This is a genomic window from bacterium (genome assembly GCA_040755795.1).
Taxonomy (GTDB): Bacteria; UBA9089; CG2-30-40-21; order CG2-30-40-21; family SBAY01; genus JBFLXS01.
Genome location: JBFLXS010000017.1, coordinates 1 through 19497 on the forward strand (window position 1 = coordinate 1; position 19497 = coordinate 19497).

A 19497-nucleotide genomic window follows, 5' to 3' on the forward strand; every position below is an offset into this window, starting at 1 on the left:
TTTTGGGCAAGTCTCCTTGCCTCTTTCTTAGTAAGAATAACACAAGGAAGCTGGAAATTCAAGCAAAATTTTCATCCTCCTTTGTGCCCCGCAGGGGCATGACGGTTTCTCCTGAAAATAATCCGCAAGATTTTACCGCAGAGGACACAGATTGTTTTACTCCTTTTCATGGCATTTCAGGCATCTTTTAGCCTCGTTGACCGCCATTTCACGAGTAAATCCTAACTCTACTTCTTCAAATCCCCTTATGCGTTTTTCCTTTTCTAATGTAGGCATCAGGTGTCTTCTTCTTAACATCGCCTCTTCATCTTCCTCTAAAGGATGTCTGATGACTTCTTTACTTTCCTTCCCATTATTCAGGTATTTATCAATGGCTGTGGCGGCTCTATTACCGGCGGCAATTGCCTCAATGACCGTATCCGCTCCAGTAGTCGCATCACCTCCAGCAAAAACACCTGCCAAACTGGTGGCTTGCGTTTCTTTATCTACCTTTATCGTTTGCCATTTGGTCAGTTCTACCTTATCCTGTAGAAAATCAACATTAACCTCCTGCCCGATGGCTGAAATAACCATATCGACATCCACAACAAATTCTGAGTCTTTGATTGGCTCAGGAATCCTTCGACCACTTTTATCAAAAAAGTCGCTTAATTTCATTCTGAAGCATTCAATACCTTTGACCTTACCATTTTCAGAGATAATGCGTTTTGGGGCAGTCAAAATCTCTATTTTAATCCCTTCCTCTTGCGCATCTTCAATTTCCTGTGGAATAGCAGGCATCTCTTCTCTTGAGCGACGGTAAAGAACAGTTACATCCCTAACTCCAAGTCTAATGGCAACCCTTGCCGCATCAATAGCCGCATTACCACCACCGATGACGGCTATTTTTTCACCTAATTCAACTGGATTACCAAGATTAACATCCCGTAAGAATTGCAGAGCAGGTATGACCTTATTTGTCTCTTCTCCTTCAATTCCCATTTTTTTACTGATATGTGCTCCTACACCTATAAAAATAGCGTTGTAATCCCTAAGTAGGTCAGAAAACTCCACATCCTTACCAACTCTTGTTTCTGTTTTTATTTCTACACCTAATGCAGTAACATCAGATATTTCTATCTTTAGAATTCTCTTTGGTAATCGGTAATCGGGGATACCAACCGCCAGCATACCACCAGGTGTTTCTAATGCCTCAAATATGGTTATCTGATAACCTCGTCTTGCCAGATAATAGGCACAGGTTAATCCTGCTGGTCCTGCACCGATAATCGCCACTCTTTCTGTTCGATGAAATTCTAATTTTGGTCTATGTTTTCCCTTTTCCAATTCTATTTCGTGGTCAGCAACAAATCGTTTTAGTGCTCTAAGGGCTAATGCTTCATCAATCTCTATTCGTCTGCATTTAGTTTCACAGGGATGATGACAAACCCGACCACAAATCGAAGGGAAAGGATTACTTTCTTTAATCAGTTCTAATGCCTCCTCAAATCTTTCCTGGGCGATTAAAGCGACATAACTATGCACCTTGATGCCGGCAGGACAGGTATCTGTGCAGGGAGCGGTATAAAGTCCTTCACACACATGGGCAGGACATCGCTTTTCTTTGATATGGATGTCATATTCATCACGGAAATGTTCAATCGTAGAAAGCACTGGATTGGGAGCGGTTTGTCCCAGGCCACAAAGGGAAGAGTCCTTGATGATTTTAGCCATTTTTATCAAGGTATCTATATCTTCTTCTCTACCTTCTCCCCTGGTAATTCGAGTAACTATCTCCAGCATTCTTTTAGTGCCAATGCGGCAAGGGGTGCATTTACCACAAGATTCACTTTGCACAAATTCTAAGAAAAATCGAGCGATTTCAACCATACAATTAGTTTCATCCATAACAATCATACCGCCAGAACCCATCATCGCACCAGCCGCCACTAAGGTATCATAGTCTATTGGTAAATCTAACTCTTTAGATGTTAAACAACCACCTGAAGGACCACCCAATTGGACTGCCTTAAATTTCCTGCCTCTGGGGATACCGCCACCAATATCAAAAATCACCTCTCGCAACGTAGTTCCCATTGGCACTTCCACCAGGCCGGTGTTATTTATCTTACCGGCTAATGCAAATATCTTTGTGCCTTTAGATTTCTCAGTGCCAATTTGGGCATAATTTTCACCGCCGTTTAAAATGATATGTGGAACATTGGCAAATGTCTCGACATTGTTAATATTACTTGGCTTGCCCCAGAGTCCAGATTGAGCCGGGAATGGCGGTCTTGGTTTTGGCATACCGCGTTTGCCTTCAATCGAAGCCATTAAAGCCGTTTCTTCACCACAAACAAAAGCCCCTGCCCCTTCTTTAATCTTCAAATGGAAACTAAAATCTGTGCCTAAAATATTATCACCTAATAATCCTGATTCTTTTGCCTGGTCGCAGGCAAGGCGGATATTCTTGCTGGCTAAAGGATATTCTGCTCGCACATAGACATATCCTTGTGTTGACCCAATGGCATAGGCAGCTATGAGCATTCCTTCTAAAACAAGATGTGGATTACCTTCCATGAGTGCTCTATCCATAAAAGCCCCCGGGTCACCCTCATCCGCATTACAGATGAGATACTTCGGTTCACCTTCTGCTTTTCGGCAGAAACTCCATTTCAATCCAGTCGGAAAACCTCCCCCACCTCTACCACGCAAACCTGACTTCTTAACTTCCTCAATAACCTCATCAGGTGCCATAGAACTAAGAATTTTACTTAAAGCAGAATAGCCACCTCGCTCAATATAATGGTCAATCTGAGTGGGGTCAACTAAACCACTGTCTTTTAAAACTAATCTTTTTTGCTTTTTATAAAAAGGAATTTCCTGCTCATAAATAATCTTCTGACCGGTTAATGGCTCTTCATACAAAAGTCGCTCGATAATCTCACCTTTTATAATTGTAGCAGAAACTATTTCAACTACATCTTCAATGGCTACCCGTTGATATAAAATCCGTTGTGGCAGGATGACGACAATCGGCCCTCTTTCACAAAAACCAGGGCAACCAGTCCTTATGACATCTACATTATTCAATCCTTGTTTCTTAATTTGTTCTTGAAAGGCACTGATAACCCCTTCTGCCCCAAAGGCAAGACATCCTGTGCCACCACAAATAGTAATACTAATTTTGTTAGGGTCTCTATCTTTATTGATAGCCTCTCGATATGTGTTTAATTCTGCTATTGATTTTAACTTTGTCATATTAATTTTCTCCATTTCTGTAAGCATTCAGTGAAGTGGTTACACAAATGTCGTCAGTGTTCAACTATTCTTCCAACATTTTTTCTTTCATTATTTATTGCGGCATAGCTAAAAGCAAAAAAATAGTTTTTCCACAATTTATCAGATGAAGAAAACTGATTGTCAAAATAGAAGTAATCTACCAATGCTTCATATAACCTCATTAACTCTTTTAACCTTTTTCTATTCTTAACATCAGCGATAGTCAATTCTAAAAGTTCTAATGCACGGTCAATTGCCTTCTGGCTATATTCAATATTTTTATCTCTCCATGTAATTGCTCGTCCAACATCAGTTCCAATATTACCCATCTGTTCGAAGAAGGTTAATTCAAACCAGCGTCCTTGTGCTAATTGTTTATGTTGATACTTCATCTTTCCACCAGGTTATTAATGATTTTTATTATTTTTTTTCTTATCTCTGGGTTATTCACTCCACGACTACGATTTTCCTGTGATGGACGGAGGTTTATGAGGGAATCAAACTCAATCCATGATTCATCTTTAATCTCAGGATAAAGATTAATTCCCCAGAGATTTTGTTGTTTTGAGCCTGCTTTAATCAACAAAGCTTCCTCATCTGAATGAAGTTCACCTCCAAGCACCATAATTTCCTTATCTACATCAACCACAGCCTTTACTAAATTACCAAACATCTCCTGAGCCATATTATTTAGTTCAGCTATAGAAATCTTATTCCTGACAATTTTCATAAAAATATTCCACCTGTGCAATTAGAAATAAGCTGATTAAACAGATTTTTTTAGTAAGCGGATTAAACGGATTGAGCGGATTTTTTTTATTTCTTTTTCCGCTAAATCCGTTAAATCCGCTTACTAAATCCACCCGCTTACTATTAAAAATCTGCTTCCTTAATTTTCTACCTGCACAGGTCAAAAATATTTACCTGCCATCATTATATTGTTGAAGGATAGTAATTGCTTTTTGGGGATTCATTTTGCCAAAATAGTCTTTATTGACCATCATTACCGGTGATAGGGCGCAGGCACCCAGACAGGCAACTGTTTCAAAGGTGAACTTAAGGTCAGCAGATGTCTCTCCTTCTTTTAAACCCGTGATATGTTCAATTGTTGAAATAATCTTCTTTGCACCCTGGACGTGGCAGGCAGTTCCTCGACAGGCTCTAACGGTATATTTGCCATGTGGGGTTAAATAAAACTGAGAATAAAAGGTAACCACGCCATAAACCTTACTCAAAGGAATTTTTAACTCCTTACCAATTTGAATTAAGACATCCTTTGACAAATAGCCAAATGTATCCTGTGTTTCCTGCAAAACAGGGATTAATGCGCCGTCGGTATCTTTGTATTTTTTTAGTATTTCATTCAGTTTATCCACGAGCCCACCTACCTGCCAACACTTTGACTACATCAGATATAGAAAGTATTCCACTGGGGAAATACTTAGTTTCGCCACCTCTTTTCACCTCTTGCTGGATTATCAAACGATGGATGTTATTGTTACACATTAACTTACAAGCCTCTGTTAAACTATCTTCTCTACTAACTGTCATCGCCGGAGCAGTCATTATTTCACTAACCTTTATTTTGTCCAGTTCCTCATCGCTTTCTATCTCTTTACTTACCACCTTTGCCAGGTCTGTCTCTGATAGAACTCCGACTAATTCGCCTTCAATAGAAGTAACCGCCAGACCACTGACATCGTTATCCGCTAATATTTCTACTGCCTGCTTAACCGAGGCATCTTGTGGGATAGTAAAAATCCCCCGCGTCATAGCATCTTTTACCTTCAGGTTTTTCATTTTGTTTCCCTCCTTATATTTATACGGTTAATCCCTTCATATCTATCTACTTACTATTTTCATTTATCGTAACCGTTCACCGCACAGACACAGAGACGCAGAGAAGAAAATTAAAATTTATGGACGATAGGCTTAACATCCCTGATTTTCATCAGTGCAAGCTCTTGAGTCCAACAACATTAAACTTGTCTTCTCTGTTCCTCTGCGTCTCTGCGGTAAATTACCACCTGTCATGCTACCTGCAATTCAACTCCTTTGGTCCTAATCTCATAAATCAATGGCACCCAGGTATCTTCTTGAAGTGCAGTTGGAGTTAAGGGAACAGCCTCTAATCGTGGGTCTATCCGAGTGGCAAGACGAAATAAAAACATCTTTTCTTCAATTCTATCCTTGCCAAAATCCTCTGATACCACAGCGATATCTATATCACTATATTCTGTATATTTACCTGTTGCATAAGAACCATAAAGAATGACCTTGTTAGTTCTGATGTTCTCTTTTGCAAGAGCATCCGTGAATCTCTTTATTGATTCTAAAATTGACTGCTCAACCATTTGTAGACCTCTTTTATCTCTTTCATTTTCTGAGTAGTAAATTCCTTTGTGCATTTTTTGTAAAAGTCCATTTGATAATCAGGGTATCGTCCTTCAAAATGAAACTCCATAAATTCACCCAGTTTCTCTAATGTCTCTTCAGGAATATTTATTGTTAAGTTGTTAGCAAGTAACGGAAGAGAATGAATCCACGGTGCATGTTCTTTTTTATCTCTAACAAAGAGGCTTTTAAGTAACTTTTCCAGTGCTAAATGTCCCATAAAAAGGGCATAAGGGTATTTTTCTGCTTGATACATAGCTTCCGCTACACCTAAATCATATTCTGCCCCCTGCTTCCAATAATTGACAGCTTTCTCTACATTAAATTCCATTTTTCTTTCTCTTATTTACCTGCTGATTCTTTAATCAATTCCAGTGCGATTACCTGTCGTTGAATCTGATTAGTGCCTTCGTAGATTTGAGTAATTTTGGCATCTCGCATCATTTTTTCAACAGGATATTCCCGCATATAGCCATAACCACCAAATATCTGGACAACATCGGTGGTAACTTTCATCGCCACATCTGAAGCAAATAATTTACTCATAGCAGATGCTTTGGTGATATTCTTTTCGCCAGCATCAACCATCTTAGCGACGGTATAAACCAGTGCCCTGGCGGCCTCTACTTGAGTCGCCATATCGGCTAACATAAATTGTATGCCTTGAAATGAGGATATTGGTTGACCGAATTGAACTCGTTCTCTGGCATATCGGACAGCCAAATCCAATGCCCCTTGTGCAATTCCCACTGCCTGTGCCCCTACGCCAGGCCTTGATTTATCAAGTGTTCTCATCGCCACAATAAATCCCAATCCTTCTTTACCTAACAAATTTTCCTTTGGCACTTTACAATCCTGAAAGATTAACTCAGTCGTAGCAGAAGACCTGATGCCCATTTTTTTCTCTTTTTTACCAAAACTAAATCCTGGTGTGCCTTTTTCGACAATAATTGCTGATGCCCCTCGAGCACCTTTGGTTTTATCCGTCATCACAATAACCACATAGGTTTCTGCCTCACCACCATTAGTAATCCATTGTTTTGTGCCGTTAAGGATGTAGAAATCTCCATCAAGTATGGCAGTAGTTTGTATTCCAGAGGCATCACTACCGGCATTAGCCTCAGTTAAACCAAAGGCGGCTAACTTTTTGCCAGCGGCTAAATCAGGCAGGTATTTTTTCTTTTGCTCATCTGTTCCAAATAACAAGATTGGGAAAGTGCCCAGGGCAGAGGCGGCATAAGTCGTGGCAACACCACCACATACCTTACTTAATTCTTCAATTATCAAACATAATTCAAAGCAACCTGCCTCAAGTCCACCATATTCTTGCGGGATATAAATACCAAACAAATCTGATTGAGCTAATATCTTCATTAACTCATAGGGAAATTCTTCCTTTTCATCCAATTCTGCGGCTACGGGTCTTATTTTTTCTTGTGCTATTTGTTTAGCCAGATCTTTCATCATTATTTGCTCTTCGGTTAAAAAATAATTCATTTAATCATCTCCTTTTTAAAGAAGTAGAGAGTAGAAAGTAAAGAAGAAGGCTACTCTCTACCCTCTACTTCTTCTCCCTTAATCTGTTGCAAGGCAGAGAATGCGGCTTGTTGTTCTGCTCCTTTTTTACTTCTACCTCTTCCAATTCCCCATGTTTTACCTTTTACCATAACTGCTATTTCAAAAATCCGATTATGGTCCGGACCTTTTCTACTAATTACTTTATAAAGAGGCAGGATTTTAAATTTCTTTTGAGTAAATTCCTGGAAATCACTTTTATAATCTTGAACATGGACATTATCGCTAATTTTTTCAATTTCTTCCTCAAGTTGTGATAGGATAAAAGTCCGTGCTGGTTCCAATCCTGAATCTAAATAAATCGCTCCAATAACTGCCTCATAGGTATCAGCCAAAATAGAATGTCTATTTCTACCCCCGGTCATCTCTTCACCTTTACCCAGAAGTAGATATTTACCCAATTCTAAATGTTTAGCACACTTGGTCAATAGAGGTGTGCTGACGACTTTAGCTCTAATTTTGGCTAAATCCCCTTCCATATAATCAGGATATTTAAAATAGATATACTCACTGACTACAAGTCCTAAAACTACATCTCCTAAAAATTCCATTCGTTCATTTTGAAGGGTGCCATTATTTCTTTCTAATTCATAGGCGTAAGATGTATGAGTTAATGATTGATTAAAAATCTGGAGGTTTTTAAATTCTACACCCATTATCTCTTGTAATTTTTTAAGTTCTTGAATTCTATTTTCATCCATTTTTATACCTCTTAACTATTAAACTCACATTATGACCTCCAAAACCAAGAGAATTAGATAAAGCGATATCGATATTTTGAATTCTGGCTTGGTTTGGGACATAATCTAAATCACATTCAGGGTCTTTATATTCATAATTTATCGTTGGTGGGATAATTCCTCTTTCAATAGTTAAACAGCAGATAATAAATTCTACTGCTCCGGCAGCACCTAACATATGGCCGGTCATAGATTTGGTTGAACTAACAGGAACAGAATAGGCACAGTCACCAAAAACGGACTTAATGGCTTGAGTTTCACATTTGTCATTTAATAATGTAGAGGTGCCGTGTGCGTTTATGTAATCTATTTGTTGTGGGGTTAAGTTAGCATTTTGCAATGCTCGTTGCATTGCTTTTGCTGCCCCTTTTCCTTCAGGAGCAGGACAAGTAATATGGTAGGCATCACCCGTCATTCCATAGCCAATAATTTCAGCGTAAATATGTGCATTTCTTGCTTGAGCATGTTGTAAGGATTCTAAAATAATTATGCCCGCTCCTTCAGCCATAACAAATCCATCACGCAGTTTATCAAAAGGTCGAGAGGCTCTTTCAGGGTTATCATTTCGAGTAGATAGTGCTCTTGCCGAACTAAAACCCGCTAATCCTAAAGGGGTGACAGCCGCTTCTGCACCACCAGTTATCATAACTTCTGCTTCACCCCTTTCTATAATTCTATAGGCATCACCAATAGCATGAGCACCACTGGCGCATGCAGTTACAACTGCAGAATTAGGGCCTCTTGCTCCATATCTTATCGCTACTTTGCCTGAGGCAATGTCTATAATTAACATTGGAATAAGAAATGGAGTTATCCTTCTGGGACCTTTTGCTAATAAAACCTTATGTTCGTTTTCAATAGTTGCCAGTCCACCAATACCCGAACCGATATAAACCCCTATGCAGTCAGGATTTTCATTACCCGGTAAATCTATTTTGGCGTCCTCAACAGCTAATTTAGTGGCGGCAATAGCAAATTGCGCAAATCTATCCGTATGCCTTAAATCCTTTTTCTCCATATACAGATTTGGGTCAAAATCTGTTACCTCACCGGCAATCTGACACTCATAATCCTCAACAGGGAATAAAGTTATTCGTCTAACTCCATTTTTCCCGGCGACGACATTGTTCCAGAATTCCTCTTTCCCAATTCCAATAGGTGTAACCACACCCATTCCTGTTACTACAACTCGATTTTTAATATACGACTCCATTAAGCCCGCTCCTCAATGTAAGTTACTGCATCCCCAATAGTAAGGATTTTCTCAGCGTCTTCATCTGGAATCTCTATACCAAATTCCTCTTCAAAAGCCATCACCAACTCTACTGTATCCAGAGAATCTGCGCCTAAATCATCCACAAAGGATACTTCTGAAGTTACTTGTTCTTCATTTACTCCTAATTGGTCGATAATGATTTGTTTTACTCGTTCAAAAACTCCTTCTGCCATTTTATTTCATTCACCTCCTTTAATTTGGTAATTGGTAACTGGTGAATAGTAATGAGTTACCAGTTACCAATTACCAATTATAAGTTACTCTTCTTTCGTAAGGCTGCTAAGTCTTTCAATAAACACTGTTGCATCCTTCAAAGCCTCTTTTACAACAGGTGTCGAGCGTAGTGTCCCACGATAATATCCTCCAATGTGCAATTCATCATATAAAGCATCAAATTCTTTCATCAGTTTACCATTATGAACCCCACCATATTTTTTTAAAGCCTTTAAATACTCTTCTATTTTCTTAGGTAATTCATTTTTCCCAACATTCCTGCTTAATAAGAAATCATCCATTGCCCTTAACACACCAAGATACGCACACCCCATTGCCGTTTTTACATACTTCAGGTCTGTATAATAATTTCTTTCAATCGAAGACTTACTCAATATCTCCTTAGCATTTTCTATAAATCTCATTGCTTCTTTTCTTTTCATAATGACTTTCTTCATTATTTATAATCAGACAGAGTTCTGCAACAATAGGAAACTGTAGTTTTTAAGGTGGTATTTAAAACCTCTATTTTTATCAATTTCCTCCAAAGAGCAAAATGCAAAACTCGTTTATAGTTTATAGTTGATAGTTTATAGTCCTTCAACTATCAACAATACTAATGTGAACTTTTGGGTAATACTTACTATTTGAACTTTTGCGTTTTTTTAGGTGTAAGAAAGGAGAAATGGAGAAAATTGGGGAAAGGGGAAAAAGAATTTCATGTATAACTAACTATATTTCTTATACTTAGAGAAAAATACTTCTTTTTTCTTTTTTCCCTCTTTTCCGTTTTCCCTTATATACACAAGAGATTGAAATACAAAGTGTTAGCGAAAAACGCAAAAGTTTAGTTACTATAATATTGTTATATCTACTTAGAGAACGCTCTAATAGATTCATTCAATTGATAGTTAAATTTCTATCTGTTCTATGTTAAGTTTCGATTAATAAGTGCTATAACTTCCCCCTCCTTAATCCCCGCCAGCGGAGGACATCTGTCTCTACCCTCTGCTCTCTCGTCCCTTGCATCTTACCTTTTGTCTTCTACTATCTGCTATTTATCCGTGTTAATCTGTGGCTGAATAATTACTTTGAATATTCATAAGCACCTATGTCAACCCTCTTATTGATTATCCTTTCCTTCCCATCTTTGTCTTTCCTGGGAAGTTTTGGGGCTTTGTTTGAACCTCTGTCTATGCAAGGAGAGGATGGCTTTAGATGGAAATCGGTTTCGCTGATAAACTTTGGGTCTTTTTGAATGTCATTTGCTCCTAAATGGGATTTGTAGATGTAGTGTTCTGGCTCTTCTGTAGGCTGTGGGGGTTTAGGAGGAGCCAAACAATAATTCTGTGTCCCTCTAATCCCTGGACCATTGTCAAAAAAACAATTAAAGTCTCCTTTAATATCTGAATTTCGGATAATGATGCCACTTCTTGCCTTTATTTCTCCTTTTCTCTTTGCAATCACTTTTCCATTCTTTGCAATGAGATTGTTCGTAATAGTTGCATAAGAGTTTGCAAGAACAATTCCCCCTCGACTGTTTCCTACAATTGTATTGTTTGTAATAGTAAGATACCCCCCCCCCCCTCCTATAGCAGTCTTCCCTTCTAAGATAATATTGTTTGTAATGGTTAGAGAAGAGGAGTGTGAATAGAAAATATTTACACTATTTCTTGATATTGTATTATTAGTAATCGTTAAAGAAGATTCTGAGCAACTAATTCCAGATTTGTTGTCCAGGAGCATATTATTTGAAATAATTGAATCAGAATCGCAAAAGTCAACAGCATATCTATTCTTCGAAATGATATTTTTTATAATATTCGGAGAAGATTGCCAGGAGAAAATACCACTATCCTCATTCCCCTTTATCCTATTTTTCATAATTACAGGACTTGCTCCGTCGCAACAGAGTATTCCATTACCTCTATCTAAGAAGCCTTTTGCCCCGGTTATAGTAAAGCCGGTGATTGTCCCATTGGCAGATTTCCCTTTAAAGATAATGGTATTTCCATTTTTAAGATGGGAAGAGGTTATGATGCATTTGTCCGGGTTTATTCCTATCAGGCTAATCCCTTTTTTGATGGTAATACTCTCTTTATAAATGCCCGGGGCAACATAAATTCTATCCCCTGTCTTTGCCTTGTTCACTGCCTTCTGGATAGTTTTGTATTGGCTGGGGACATATAAATCTGCAGCATAAGCCCCTATACTTATACCTAAAAAAATCGATAGTATTAAATATTTAAACATCTTTTTCATCTGAAAAATACCTTTATGATATTATATTTCTCGCAAAGGCGCAAAGCTCGCAAAGATTACAATTTATTTACAATCCTGGTAATCCCATCCTTAATTAATTCAACATTGAAATTAATCAATAATCCAAGTTTCATCCCTGTTAATTTTAAATAAGTTAAAAGTTGTTTTTTGTGAACAGGCATAATATTTTCTACAGACTTTAATTCAATTATTACCTTTCTTTCTACAATTATATCTACTCTAAAGCCTATATCCATCTTAAGATTCTCATATATCACAGGTATTTCAACCTGTCTTTCGCACATTAGATTATGTTTTGTTAATTCATAAAACAAAACTTCTTCATAAACAGATTCTAACAACCCAGGACCTAATTCTTTATGAATTTTTAAACAACTATCAACAATAATTCTGGATAATTCATTTTCATTCATTATTACTTTGCGTCCTTGGCGCCTTTGCGAGATTACTAATCTGTCTTCTGTCCTCTACTTTATCACCCCTATCTTTCCTATTTTCTTGCCGCCTTTACCTGTAATGCAATAGATATAGATACCTGAGGCAATTCTTTTGCTTTTGACATCCCATCTTTGAGGATTTTTAGTTACATCAATCCTGTCTATTTCCTCACCGGCTATGGTGTAAATTTTTATTGTTGAACCCTCGCTTACATTGGCAAAGTAAATATCGCCTTCACCCCTCCATGGATTTGGATAGGCAAAGGCACTTTGGTTATCCGGGGCAAAACCAGAAACGCCTATTAGATTAAATATCGCTATGGCATAATTCCCATTGGCATCCCTGACGGTAATTGTTTTTATGCCCGATGGTTGGTTATCTACAAAAAATGTTGTCGCAAATGTGCCATTTTCATTGGAGGTCGTAGTGGTTATGGTTAAATGCGTTCCAAAGTCAATCGAGACCTTGGTATCAGGAGAAAAATTTTCTCCTTCTATGGTAACCAGACTTCCGATAGAACCAGAGTTTGGATTAACCTTTATCATCGATGAAAGAACCTCAAATACTTTACTCTCGTTTGATGGTAGATAATTAAATCCATCACCTTGAAATTCAATATTTATGGTGTATGTTCCGGGGGATAAGGTATTTGCATATTCCCTTGCAATTCCATCTGCCTGTGTGGTTGAAGTATATGTTTCATTGTTTATCTTGAAAATAACAGGTTGATATGGAACAATTTTCCCTTCTTCTGTGGTAACTTTTGCTTTTAGACTTATGATTTTTCCCTGAAAGACCTTTGTATCTCCCAGATAATCAATTCTTGTGTGATAAGGAATAACCGAGATAATGGCATTAGTTGGTGTTTTTTCAGGAACGCTGGGGAAAAATACAGTGGCATAGTTTGAAATTACTGTTCCTGGCATTGCATTATCTTTTATTTTGATATTCATTGTAAATTTTGCTCCACAATCTGGCAATATCTCTCCTCCATTATCTAAAAATACACTCACCAGCCTTGTATTTTGGTTGTATGTCCAATCAAAATTAGCTGGAGATTCATTATTACTCGCATCAATCCTTTTGAAATCTTTTACCTCTAATGTATTATCATTCAGGTTTTCATTCAGGACATCTGTCATATAGACACCATAGGCAGTTCCAGAACCTTCATTTTCACATTCTACGGTATAGGTTAAAAGTTCACCCGCAGATACATATCCTTCCTTTCCATACTTGGCATTGGGGTCATGGGCAGTAATAACCTTTGATTTTTTCTGGGATTTGCTACGGGATTTTTCTTGAAGGTATTGATTGCGAATATCTTCTATTGTGAGACTGAAATCATTTTTGTGCTGTTTAATCGCCCATTCAATATTCTCCTCAAATGTTTTCTTTACTCCTGGGTTATTAAGAGCCGTTTTTATTGCTTCAGCCAGTGGTTTTCCTTCAATAAAAATCTTTTCTATAATATTTGCACAGGCATCAAGAACAGATTTGCCATCGTATGTCCTGGAATAGTATTCATAATCTTCTTGCGATATATAATCATTTTCTGTAAGCCATGTTAGGAAGGCATCCATCTGCTTATTATCCTGATATATATCATAGCAATCTTCGGCGGTTTCTATAGTTTTATATACCTTCTTTCCACCTTTTATAACCCATCTTCCTTTTTTCTTTTTTGCTATTTTGTGAAGGTTTTTCAATCCTGCTTCTTCTATTGTGAATACACAGGTTACCGTGACTGTATTTCCCTCTTCAATCCATTGGATTTCTGGTAACATTTCTTCATCTGTGTCTTCTATTGAGAGATTCATCTCCAGGGTTCCGCTTCCAGAAGAAGAGGATACATCAATTAGAGCAGTAGTGGATACAGAGGAGGCAGAAGTGAGATGATAATCTATCGTTACAGTAGGATCGATGTAAGGGATTATTTCTTCTATGGGAAGGATTGTAATATGTTCTAATATAGTACCTTGTTCCAATCCCCATAAGACCTTTTCTTGCAAGGAAAGATAAGTAAAGGATTTTGGAGGAAGATTATCAACATGCCAGGTAATTTCATGGGATACAGGATTATACTTTCCATTTCCTGTATTTGAGATGTATTCTACTTCATCGGGCATCTTTGTAATGACAACGACATTGCTGGCAGAATCTAATCCATCATTTTTCAGGTTTATTAAATAGCTAATAATTTGACCTGGGCTTACCCTACCAGGTCCCCAGATTTCAACATCTACATCTGCTTTAGCAGGCAAACCATAATCTACCTGGATTATTGAGACTAATAAACCTTCTGACTCATTTATACTACCTAATATCAAACCATATAATGGTTGTTTAAAAATACCTTCAAGCCTCCTATCTTGAACATAGGTATATCCCTCACCAAAACCATACGCTGAGGTATAAGAGATTATGGCAAATCCTTCATCATTATAAGGATTATTGGTATCATCTATTTTTACCATTGTTGCCACCAAAGAAATTGTGCCTAAGTCAGCATCTATTTGGCAATAATGCATTTTAGTCGCAGGATATTCTTCTTCCTCCATTGAGGTTATATTCCCTCCAAAACCTGCCTCTTGACTAATGATACTCTGGTTTTCTATTTCAAGACAAGTCACTGTGCCATAATATGTCTGCGAACCCAAAACCGCCTCTATTATTCCAAATCCTCCTTCCAGAACACCATTTAGGTGTATCTTGCCCTCTTTTTGATAAAGCGAACCTTTTATTAAATATGAACTCTCCCCAAGTATAAGTTTGCTTTTAAAAAAGCCATTATTAGCAAAACGACCTGCTTGAATAATTATCTCTTCAAAGTCTTCAAAACTGATATCCTCGGTTGTATTTTCCAGCATCAGTATTTTCTTATTTATCGTTTCAGCAAAAGTAGTCTGCGTTGAGTAAGACAAAGTCCCCAAAGATGAAATTATTCCTTCCTGTTGCATACTTTGATATTCATAGGCGCCTATATCTATAATACCGTTAACAAAACGAGGATTTCCATCTTTGTCCGTTGTAATAGTACCTATGGCTGTGTTTGAACCTGCATCTATACAGGGAGATAGGGGTTGAAGGTGAAAATTACCATTACTGATGAATTGAGGATTGTAGGAGATGTCGTTTGGTCCTGCAGAGCATCCAGAATAACTATTGTTGCCACTTTGACCATTACCCCAAACACAATTGTAATTGATTTGAGGAGATGAATTATCCGATAAAATTCCAAAATATTCATCGCTCGTTCTTCCATTTTCAGTAATGATATTGTTGGTGATGACTGGAGATGAGAATCTACAAGAAATGCCATAAAAAGTATTCCTTGATATAGTGTTATTGATAATTTGTGGGGAAGAGGAGGAGCAGAAGATACCATTCCAATTATTCTTTGATATTATGTTATTGACGATATGTGGGGAGGAAGAGGAATAACATGAAATGCCAACTTCTCCATTCTCTGATATTGTATTATTGGTGATGGTTGGAGAGGATTCATTGTCGCAGTAAATGCCAACCCAATTATTACCTGATATTGTATTATTTGTGATAATTGGGGAGGAGTTGTAACAGAAGAGGCTAACATCTCCATTCTCTGATATTGTATTGTTAATGATGATTGGGGAAGAGTAGTAGCAGGAGATGCCACATACAGTGTGCCCTGAGATGGTGTTATTTATGATGGTTGGGTTTGCACCATTCAGGCAATATATTCCGTTGCCAGTGTTATAAAACCCGCCTCTACTTGCCCGAGTTAGTGGAAAATCTGTTATTGTCATCTCCCCGGTTACTGTAAAACCCGTAATGGTCCCATTTGCATTTTCTCCATCAAAGGTAACGGTATTTGTATTGCCTAAACTTATGGCTGTAATTGTGCAAATATTTGCACCCCCTCCCACCAGGGCAATACTTTTGTTGATATAGACTGCCTCATTGTAAGTTCCAGTTCCAACATAAATGGTATCCCCAGTTGTTGCGGCATTTACGGCAGTCTGAATAGTTGTATATGACCCTGGCACATACAAATCAGCCGCATAAGCCCCTATATTTATACCTAAAATAATACCTACTGTTAAATATTTAAGAATCTTTCTCATGTGAATACTTTTCATTTTTTTTCACTGCCCAGATACGGAGATGCAGAGAAAAAATTAAAATCTATTTGCTATACGCTTAATTCCATCTTTTAGAACAGAAAGATTGGTGGTGTCTGACAATAGCTACAATTTTTTTAAACCACAAAGATCACAAAGGGTTTCACAAAGAACTCAAAGATTTTTGAGAGAATAAATTTTTCCTTTATTTCTTTGTGCTCTTTGTGTCTTCTTTGTGCACTTTGTGGTTAATTTCAGACACCACCGAAAGATTAAAATTGATATAACTATTCAGCCACGGATGGACACGGCTGAAACAGTGAAAATTCGTAATCCGTGTCCGTAATTAGGCTCACGGTTGAAGGCAAATTTAGGTATAGTGCCTCGTGTCTCCTCTCCTTCTCCATTTCTCCGTTTTCCTCTTTTCTCATCTGTCCTCTGACCTCTGTATTTATCTGTGCTAATCTGTGTTAATCAGTGGCTGAATAGTTACAATATTTTAAAGATTTTCTTTCCATACTTTTTGCCCTCCGAGTTCTGTCTTCTATCCTACATCGCCATCCCACCGTCAACTACAATCACCTGACCGGTGATATAAGATGCAGATGGTGAGACTAAAAATCCAACTGCATTAGCAATATCTTCAGGCTTACCATATCTTGCCAGTGGTATATGGTCTAAATATTGTTTTTTAACCTCATCAGATAATTTAGCAGTCATTTCTGTCTCTATAAATCCTGGGGCTACCGCATTAACATTTATCCCTCTTTTTGCTAGCTCTCGAGCCACTGATTTAGTCAATCCAATAACCCCGGATTTAGATGCCGAATAATTAACCTGACCGATATTTCCTTGTAGTCCTACGGTAGATGAGATATTAACTATTTTGCCTTCTCGTTGTTTAATCATCACCTTCGCTACTTCTTTAGTGCAGTTAAAAGACCCGGTTAGATTAACATCTAAAACCGCTTTAAAATCTTCACAGGACATACGAATAAGAAGTGTATCTTTTGTTATCCCGGCGTTATTAATAAGTATATTAATCTTGCTAAATTTGTCAAGCACATTTTTTACCATTTTTTCAACTTGCAAATTATCAGCCACATTAACCTTGAGACTCAATGTTTGAACATTAAATTTTTGTTTTAACTCATCAGCGGTCGCATTTGCCTGGTCAGAATTTATATCCACGACTACAATCGAGGCGCCTGCATCGGCTAATGTCTCACAAATAGCCTTACCAATTCCCCTTGCTCCGCCAGTAACAATCGCTACCTGGTCTAATAAAATTCTTTCACACATTTTCTTTCACCTTCTTTCGCTTAAAAATCGGTTTATAGTTTATAGTTGATAGTTTATGGTTGATAGTTTATGGTTGATAACGATTGTGATTTTGAAAGTTTAGAAAGCATCTTTGCTATATACTCTGAATCATTATAAAGTTCATTAAATAAATCATTTGTTAAATAATTATTATCTAAAGCAATAAATAATTGAGATATTGTTTCATACAATGAACCGATAGAAATTTGGAGATATCGCTTAAAGTCAGTTTTACTAAATCTACTACTACCTTCAGCTATAGATGAAAGAATAGATACAGCACTTTTCCTCGTATGTTGAATTAATCCAAATTGCTCTTGTTTTGGATAAAATGAGGTAATTTCATAAATCCTTTTTACAAATTTTCTTGTTTTCTGCCAAACTTCAAGTTTCTCAAAACTATACATCTTCTCCTCACATCAACTCTCAACTATCAACTAAAACTATCCATATTCTCAACATTTTTAACCTCTACGGCTGAATCTATCCTTCTAATTAATCCTTTCAAAACCTTTCCTGGTCCTATTTCAATAAAGGTATTTATCCCTTCGTTTATCATAAATCTCACACTATCTTCCCATAGTACCGGGCAGGCAATCTGCTTTGTTAGAGATACCCTTATTTCATCCGGGTCAATTACTGGTTTTGCAGTAACATTGGCAATAATAGGTAGTTGTGGAGTTTTAATCTCTACCGCAGACAATGCCCTGGCTAATTTTTCTTGAGCAGGTAACATATAACTTGAATGGAAGGCACCGTTTACGGCTAATGGAATTGCCTTTTTTGCCCCTGCTGACATTGCTTTTTGAGCGGCTTTTTCCAGATAGTCCTTCATTCCAGAGATGACAATCTGCCCCGGGCAGTTAATATTGGCTATCTCTACGGATTCCTCCATGCAAATTTGCTCTACCTCAATCCTTTCCAATCCGAGGATAGCCATCATTCCTGTTGGATGTCTTTCTGCCTGCTCCTGCATAAATTGTGCCCTTTTCTGAACGATGCACACCGCCTCTTTAAATTCTATACCCCCAGCGGCAACTAAGGCACTGTATTCCCCCAGACTATGGCCAGCCAGGTAAACAGTCAGTTGGCAATAAGCAGTAGGCACTAAGATTTCTTTTAATACTTGTAGACAAGCGATGCTGGTGGTTAATATTGCAGGCTGAGAATATTGGGTTTGCGATAGTTTTTCAATCACACCTTCAAAACATAACTTTGTCTGGGGATAACCTAAGACCGCATCTGCCTGGTCAAAAATTTCCTTTGCAGATTTAAAATTCTGATAAAATTCATAACCCATTCCTACATATTGTGAGCCCTGGCCTGGGAAAACATACGCTATCTTTTTCACTTATCATCCTTATTCTGAAAAATCGGTTTATAGTTTATAGTCCTTCAACTATCAACTATCTACCATCTAGTGTCGTGTTGAACAAATAACGCACGGAACTTGATTCTGGTAACTGGTGATTGGTAACTGGTAATTAAATACCGTTCGGCTGAGGTAATCGGTCAGTTATTGGTGGGAGAAAGGCATAAAGATTAAATTTCTCGCTAAGGCGCAAAGAACTCACAGGAATAAATTATAATCTTTGCGAACTTTGCGTCTTTGCGAGAGAAAATTTCTATTTAGTTTTTACCACTGATAACTGAGGGATTACCGGCTGAGCTCAGGACGAAACTATTTAACCAATTACCAGTTACCAATTACCAGTTACCAATTACCAATTACCAATTACCAGTTACCAATTACCAGTTACCAATTACCAGTTACCAATTACCAGTTACCAATTACCAGTTACCAATTACCAGTTACCAATTATCCGTTTGCAGGTTATGAAATCTGATGATAGTCCGTGCAAAACTTACTCAACACGACACTAGGATCAAC

At 37.7% G+C, this 19497-nt stretch carries 18 protein-coding genes and 1 pseudogene; 1 reads left to right on the forward strand and 18 read right to left on the reverse strand.

The window, feature by feature from the left end; genetic code table 11:
• Positions 1-156: 156 nt before the first annotated feature.
• The 18 genes from nuoF to fabD form a co-directional block, all read right to left on the reverse strand.
• Entirely contained in the window at positions 157-3240 is a 3084-nt protein-coding gene (gene nuoF / locus AB1414_02385) for an NADH-quinone oxidoreductase subunit NuoF (GenBank protein ID MEW6606290.1), read from the reverse strand.
• Positions 3241-3293: 53 nt separating this feature from the next.
• Entirely contained in the window at positions 3294-3653 is a 360-nt protein-coding gene (locus AB1414_02390) for a hypothetical protein (GenBank protein ID MEW6606291.1), read from the reverse strand.
• The gene (locus AB1414_02395) at positions 3650-3991 is read right to left on the reverse strand and encodes a DUF5674 family protein (GenBank protein MEW6606292.1); all 342 of its coding nucleotides are present in this window, start codon (positions 3989-3991) and stop codon (positions 3650-3652) included. The genes AB1414_02390 and AB1414_02395 overlap by 4 nt, the downstream gene beginning before the upstream one ends.
• A 190-nt stretch (positions 3992-4181) precedes the next feature.
• Positions 4182-4637 (reverse strand): NADH-quinone oxidoreductase subunit NuoE, encoded by a 456-nt coding sequence (gene nuoE, locus AB1414_02400; protein MEW6606293.1) that lies wholly within the window; start codon positions 4635-4637, stop codon positions 4182-4184.
• On the reverse strand, positions 4630-5061 hold the full coding sequence (locus tag AB1414_02405; protein ID MEW6606294.1) for a CBS domain-containing protein: 432 nt from the start codon (positions 5059-5061) through the stop codon (positions 4630-4632). The genes nuoE and AB1414_02405 overlap by 8 nt, the downstream gene beginning before the upstream one ends.
• Positions 5062-5291: 230 nt before the next feature.
• Positions 5292-5615 (reverse strand): nucleotidyltransferase domain-containing protein, encoded by a 324-nt coding sequence (locus AB1414_02410; GenBank protein MEW6606295.1) that lies wholly within the window; start codon positions 5613-5615, stop codon positions 5292-5294.
• Complete coding sequence (locus AB1414_02415; protein MEW6606296.1) at positions 5594-5986, reverse strand: HEPN domain-containing protein; 393 nt, start codon at positions 5984-5986, stop codon at positions 5594-5596. The genes AB1414_02410 and AB1414_02415 overlap by 22 nt, the downstream gene beginning before the upstream one ends.
• 11 nt (positions 5987-5997) lie before the next feature.
• The gene (locus tag AB1414_02420) at positions 5998-7152 is read right to left on the reverse strand and encodes an acyl-CoA dehydrogenase family protein (GenBank protein ID MEW6606297.1); all 1155 of its coding nucleotides are present in this window, start codon (positions 7150-7152) and stop codon (positions 5998-6000) included.
• Between the two features lie 50 nt (positions 7153-7202).
• On the reverse strand, positions 7203-7931 hold the full coding sequence (gene rnc / locus AB1414_02425; protein MEW6606298.1) for a ribonuclease III: 729 nt from the start codon (positions 7929-7931) through the stop codon (positions 7203-7205).
• Positions 7924-9171 carry a beta-ketoacyl-ACP synthase II gene (gene fabF / locus AB1414_02430; protein ID MEW6606299.1) on the reverse strand — a complete coding sequence of 416 codons (1248 nt, stop codon included), beginning with the start codon at positions 9169-9171 and terminating at the stop codon, positions 7924-7926. Before fabF ends, rnc begins: the two co-directional genes overlap by 8 nt.
• A gap of 11 nt (positions 9172-9182) precedes the next feature.
• Positions 9183-9419 (reverse strand): acyl carrier protein, encoded by a 237-nt coding sequence (locus tag AB1414_02435; protein ID MEW6606300.1) that lies wholly within the window; start codon positions 9417-9419, stop codon positions 9183-9185.
• Between the two features lie 84 nt (positions 9420-9503).
• Positions 9504-9902: a DUF5618 family protein gene (locus AB1414_02440; GenBank protein MEW6606301.1), complete on the reverse strand. Its 399-nt coding sequence runs from the start codon at positions 9900-9902 to the stop codon at positions 9504-9506.
• A gap of 643 nt (positions 9903-10545) precedes the next feature.
• Entirely contained in the window at positions 10546-11721 is a 1176-nt protein-coding gene (locus AB1414_02445; GenBank protein MEW6606302.1) for a NosD domain-containing protein, read from the reverse strand.
• 56 nt (positions 11722-11777) lie between these two features.
• Positions 11778-12155 carry a GxxExxY protein gene (locus tag AB1414_02450; protein ID MEW6606303.1) on the reverse strand — a complete coding sequence of 126 codons (378 nt, stop codon included), beginning with the start codon at positions 12153-12155 and terminating at the stop codon, positions 11778-11780.
• A 54-nt stretch (positions 12156-12209) separates the two neighbouring features.
• The gene (locus AB1414_02455) at positions 12210-16286 is read right to left on the reverse strand and encodes a right-handed parallel beta-helix repeat-containing protein (protein ID MEW6606304.1); all 4077 of its coding nucleotides are present in this window, start codon (positions 16284-16286) and stop codon (positions 12210-12212) included.
• A gap of 546 nt (positions 16287-16832) precedes the next feature.
• Positions 16833-17585 carry a 3-oxoacyl-[acyl-carrier-protein] reductase gene (gene fabG, locus AB1414_02460; GenBank protein ID MEW6606305.1) on the reverse strand — a complete coding sequence of 251 codons (753 nt, stop codon included), beginning with the start codon at positions 17583-17585 and terminating at the stop codon, positions 16833-16835.
• A gap of 53 nt (positions 17586-17638) precedes the next feature.
• Positions 17639-18013: a four helix bundle protein gene (locus AB1414_02465; GenBank protein MEW6606306.1), complete on the reverse strand. Its 375-nt coding sequence runs from the start codon at positions 18011-18013 to the stop codon at positions 17639-17641.
• A gap of 26 nt (positions 18014-18039) precedes the next feature.
• Positions 18040-18957 (reverse strand): ACP S-malonyltransferase, encoded by a 918-nt coding sequence (gene fabD, locus AB1414_02470; protein ID MEW6606307.1) that lies wholly within the window; start codon positions 18955-18957, stop codon positions 18040-18042.
• 440 nt (positions 18958-19397) lie between these two features.
• Here fabD and AB1414_02475 point away from each other — a divergent pair.
• Positions 19398-19490: pseudogene (locus AB1414_02475) on the forward strand (hypothetical protein).
• The last annotated feature ends 7 nt before the right edge of the window (positions 19491-19497 follow it).

Excerpts from the sequence above, each read along its gene's own strand:
- rnc (MEW6606298.1), bottom strand. The coding sequence starts at position 7,931 with ATGGATGAAAATAGAATTCAAGAACTTAAAAAATTACAAGAGATAATG.
- AB1414_02435 (MEW6606300.1), bottom strand. The coding sequence starts at position 9,419 with ATGGCAGAAGGAGTTTTTGAACGAGTAAAACAAATCATTATCGACCAA.
- AB1414_02405 (MEW6606294.1), bottom strand. The coding sequence starts at position 5,061 with ATGAAAAACCTGAAGGTAAAAGATGCTATGACGCGGGGGATTTTTACT.
- AB1414_02390 (MEW6606291.1), bottom strand. The coding sequence starts at position 3,653 with ATGAAGTATCAACATAAACAATTAGCACAAGGACGCTGGTTTGAATTA.
- AB1414_02410 (MEW6606295.1), bottom strand. The coding sequence starts at position 5,615 with ATGGTTGAGCAGTCAATTTTAGAATCAATAAAGAGATTCACGGATGCT.
- AB1414_02455 (MEW6606304.1), bottom strand. The coding sequence starts at position 16,286 with ATGAGAAAGATTCTTAAATATTTAACAGTAGGTATTATTTTAGGTATA.
- AB1414_02440 (MEW6606301.1), bottom strand. The coding sequence starts at position 9,902 with ATGAAAAGAAAAGAAGCAATGAGATTTATAGAAAATGCTAAGGAGATA.
- fabG (MEW6606305.1), bottom strand. The coding sequence starts at position 17,585 with ATGTGTGAAAGAATTTTATTAGACCAGGTAGCGATTGTTACTGGCGGA.
- nuoF (MEW6606290.1), bottom strand. The coding sequence starts at position 3,240 with ATGACAAAGTTAAAATCAATAGCAGAATTAAACACATATCGAGAGGCT.
- AB1414_02465 (MEW6606306.1), bottom strand. The coding sequence starts at position 18,013 with ATGTATAGTTTTGAGAAACTTGAAGTTTGGCAGAAAACAAGAAAATTT.
- AB1414_02450 (MEW6606303.1), bottom strand. The coding sequence starts at position 12,155 with ATGAATGAAAATGAATTATCCAGAATTATTGTTGATAGTTGTTTAAAA.
- AB1414_02420 (MEW6606297.1), bottom strand. The coding sequence starts at position 7,152 with ATGAATTATTTTTTAACCGAAGAGCAAATAATGATGAAAGATCTGGCT.
- AB1414_02415 (MEW6606296.1), bottom strand. The coding sequence starts at position 5,986 with ATGGAATTTAATGTAGAGAAAGCTGTCAATTATTGGAAGCAGGGGGCA.
- AB1414_02445 (MEW6606302.1), bottom strand. The coding sequence starts at position 11,721 with ATGAAAAAGATGTTTAAATATTTAATACTATCGATTTTTTTAGGTATA.
- AB1414_02395 (MEW6606292.1), bottom strand. The coding sequence starts at position 3,991 with ATGAAAATTGTCAGGAATAAGATTTCTATAGCTGAACTAAATAATATG.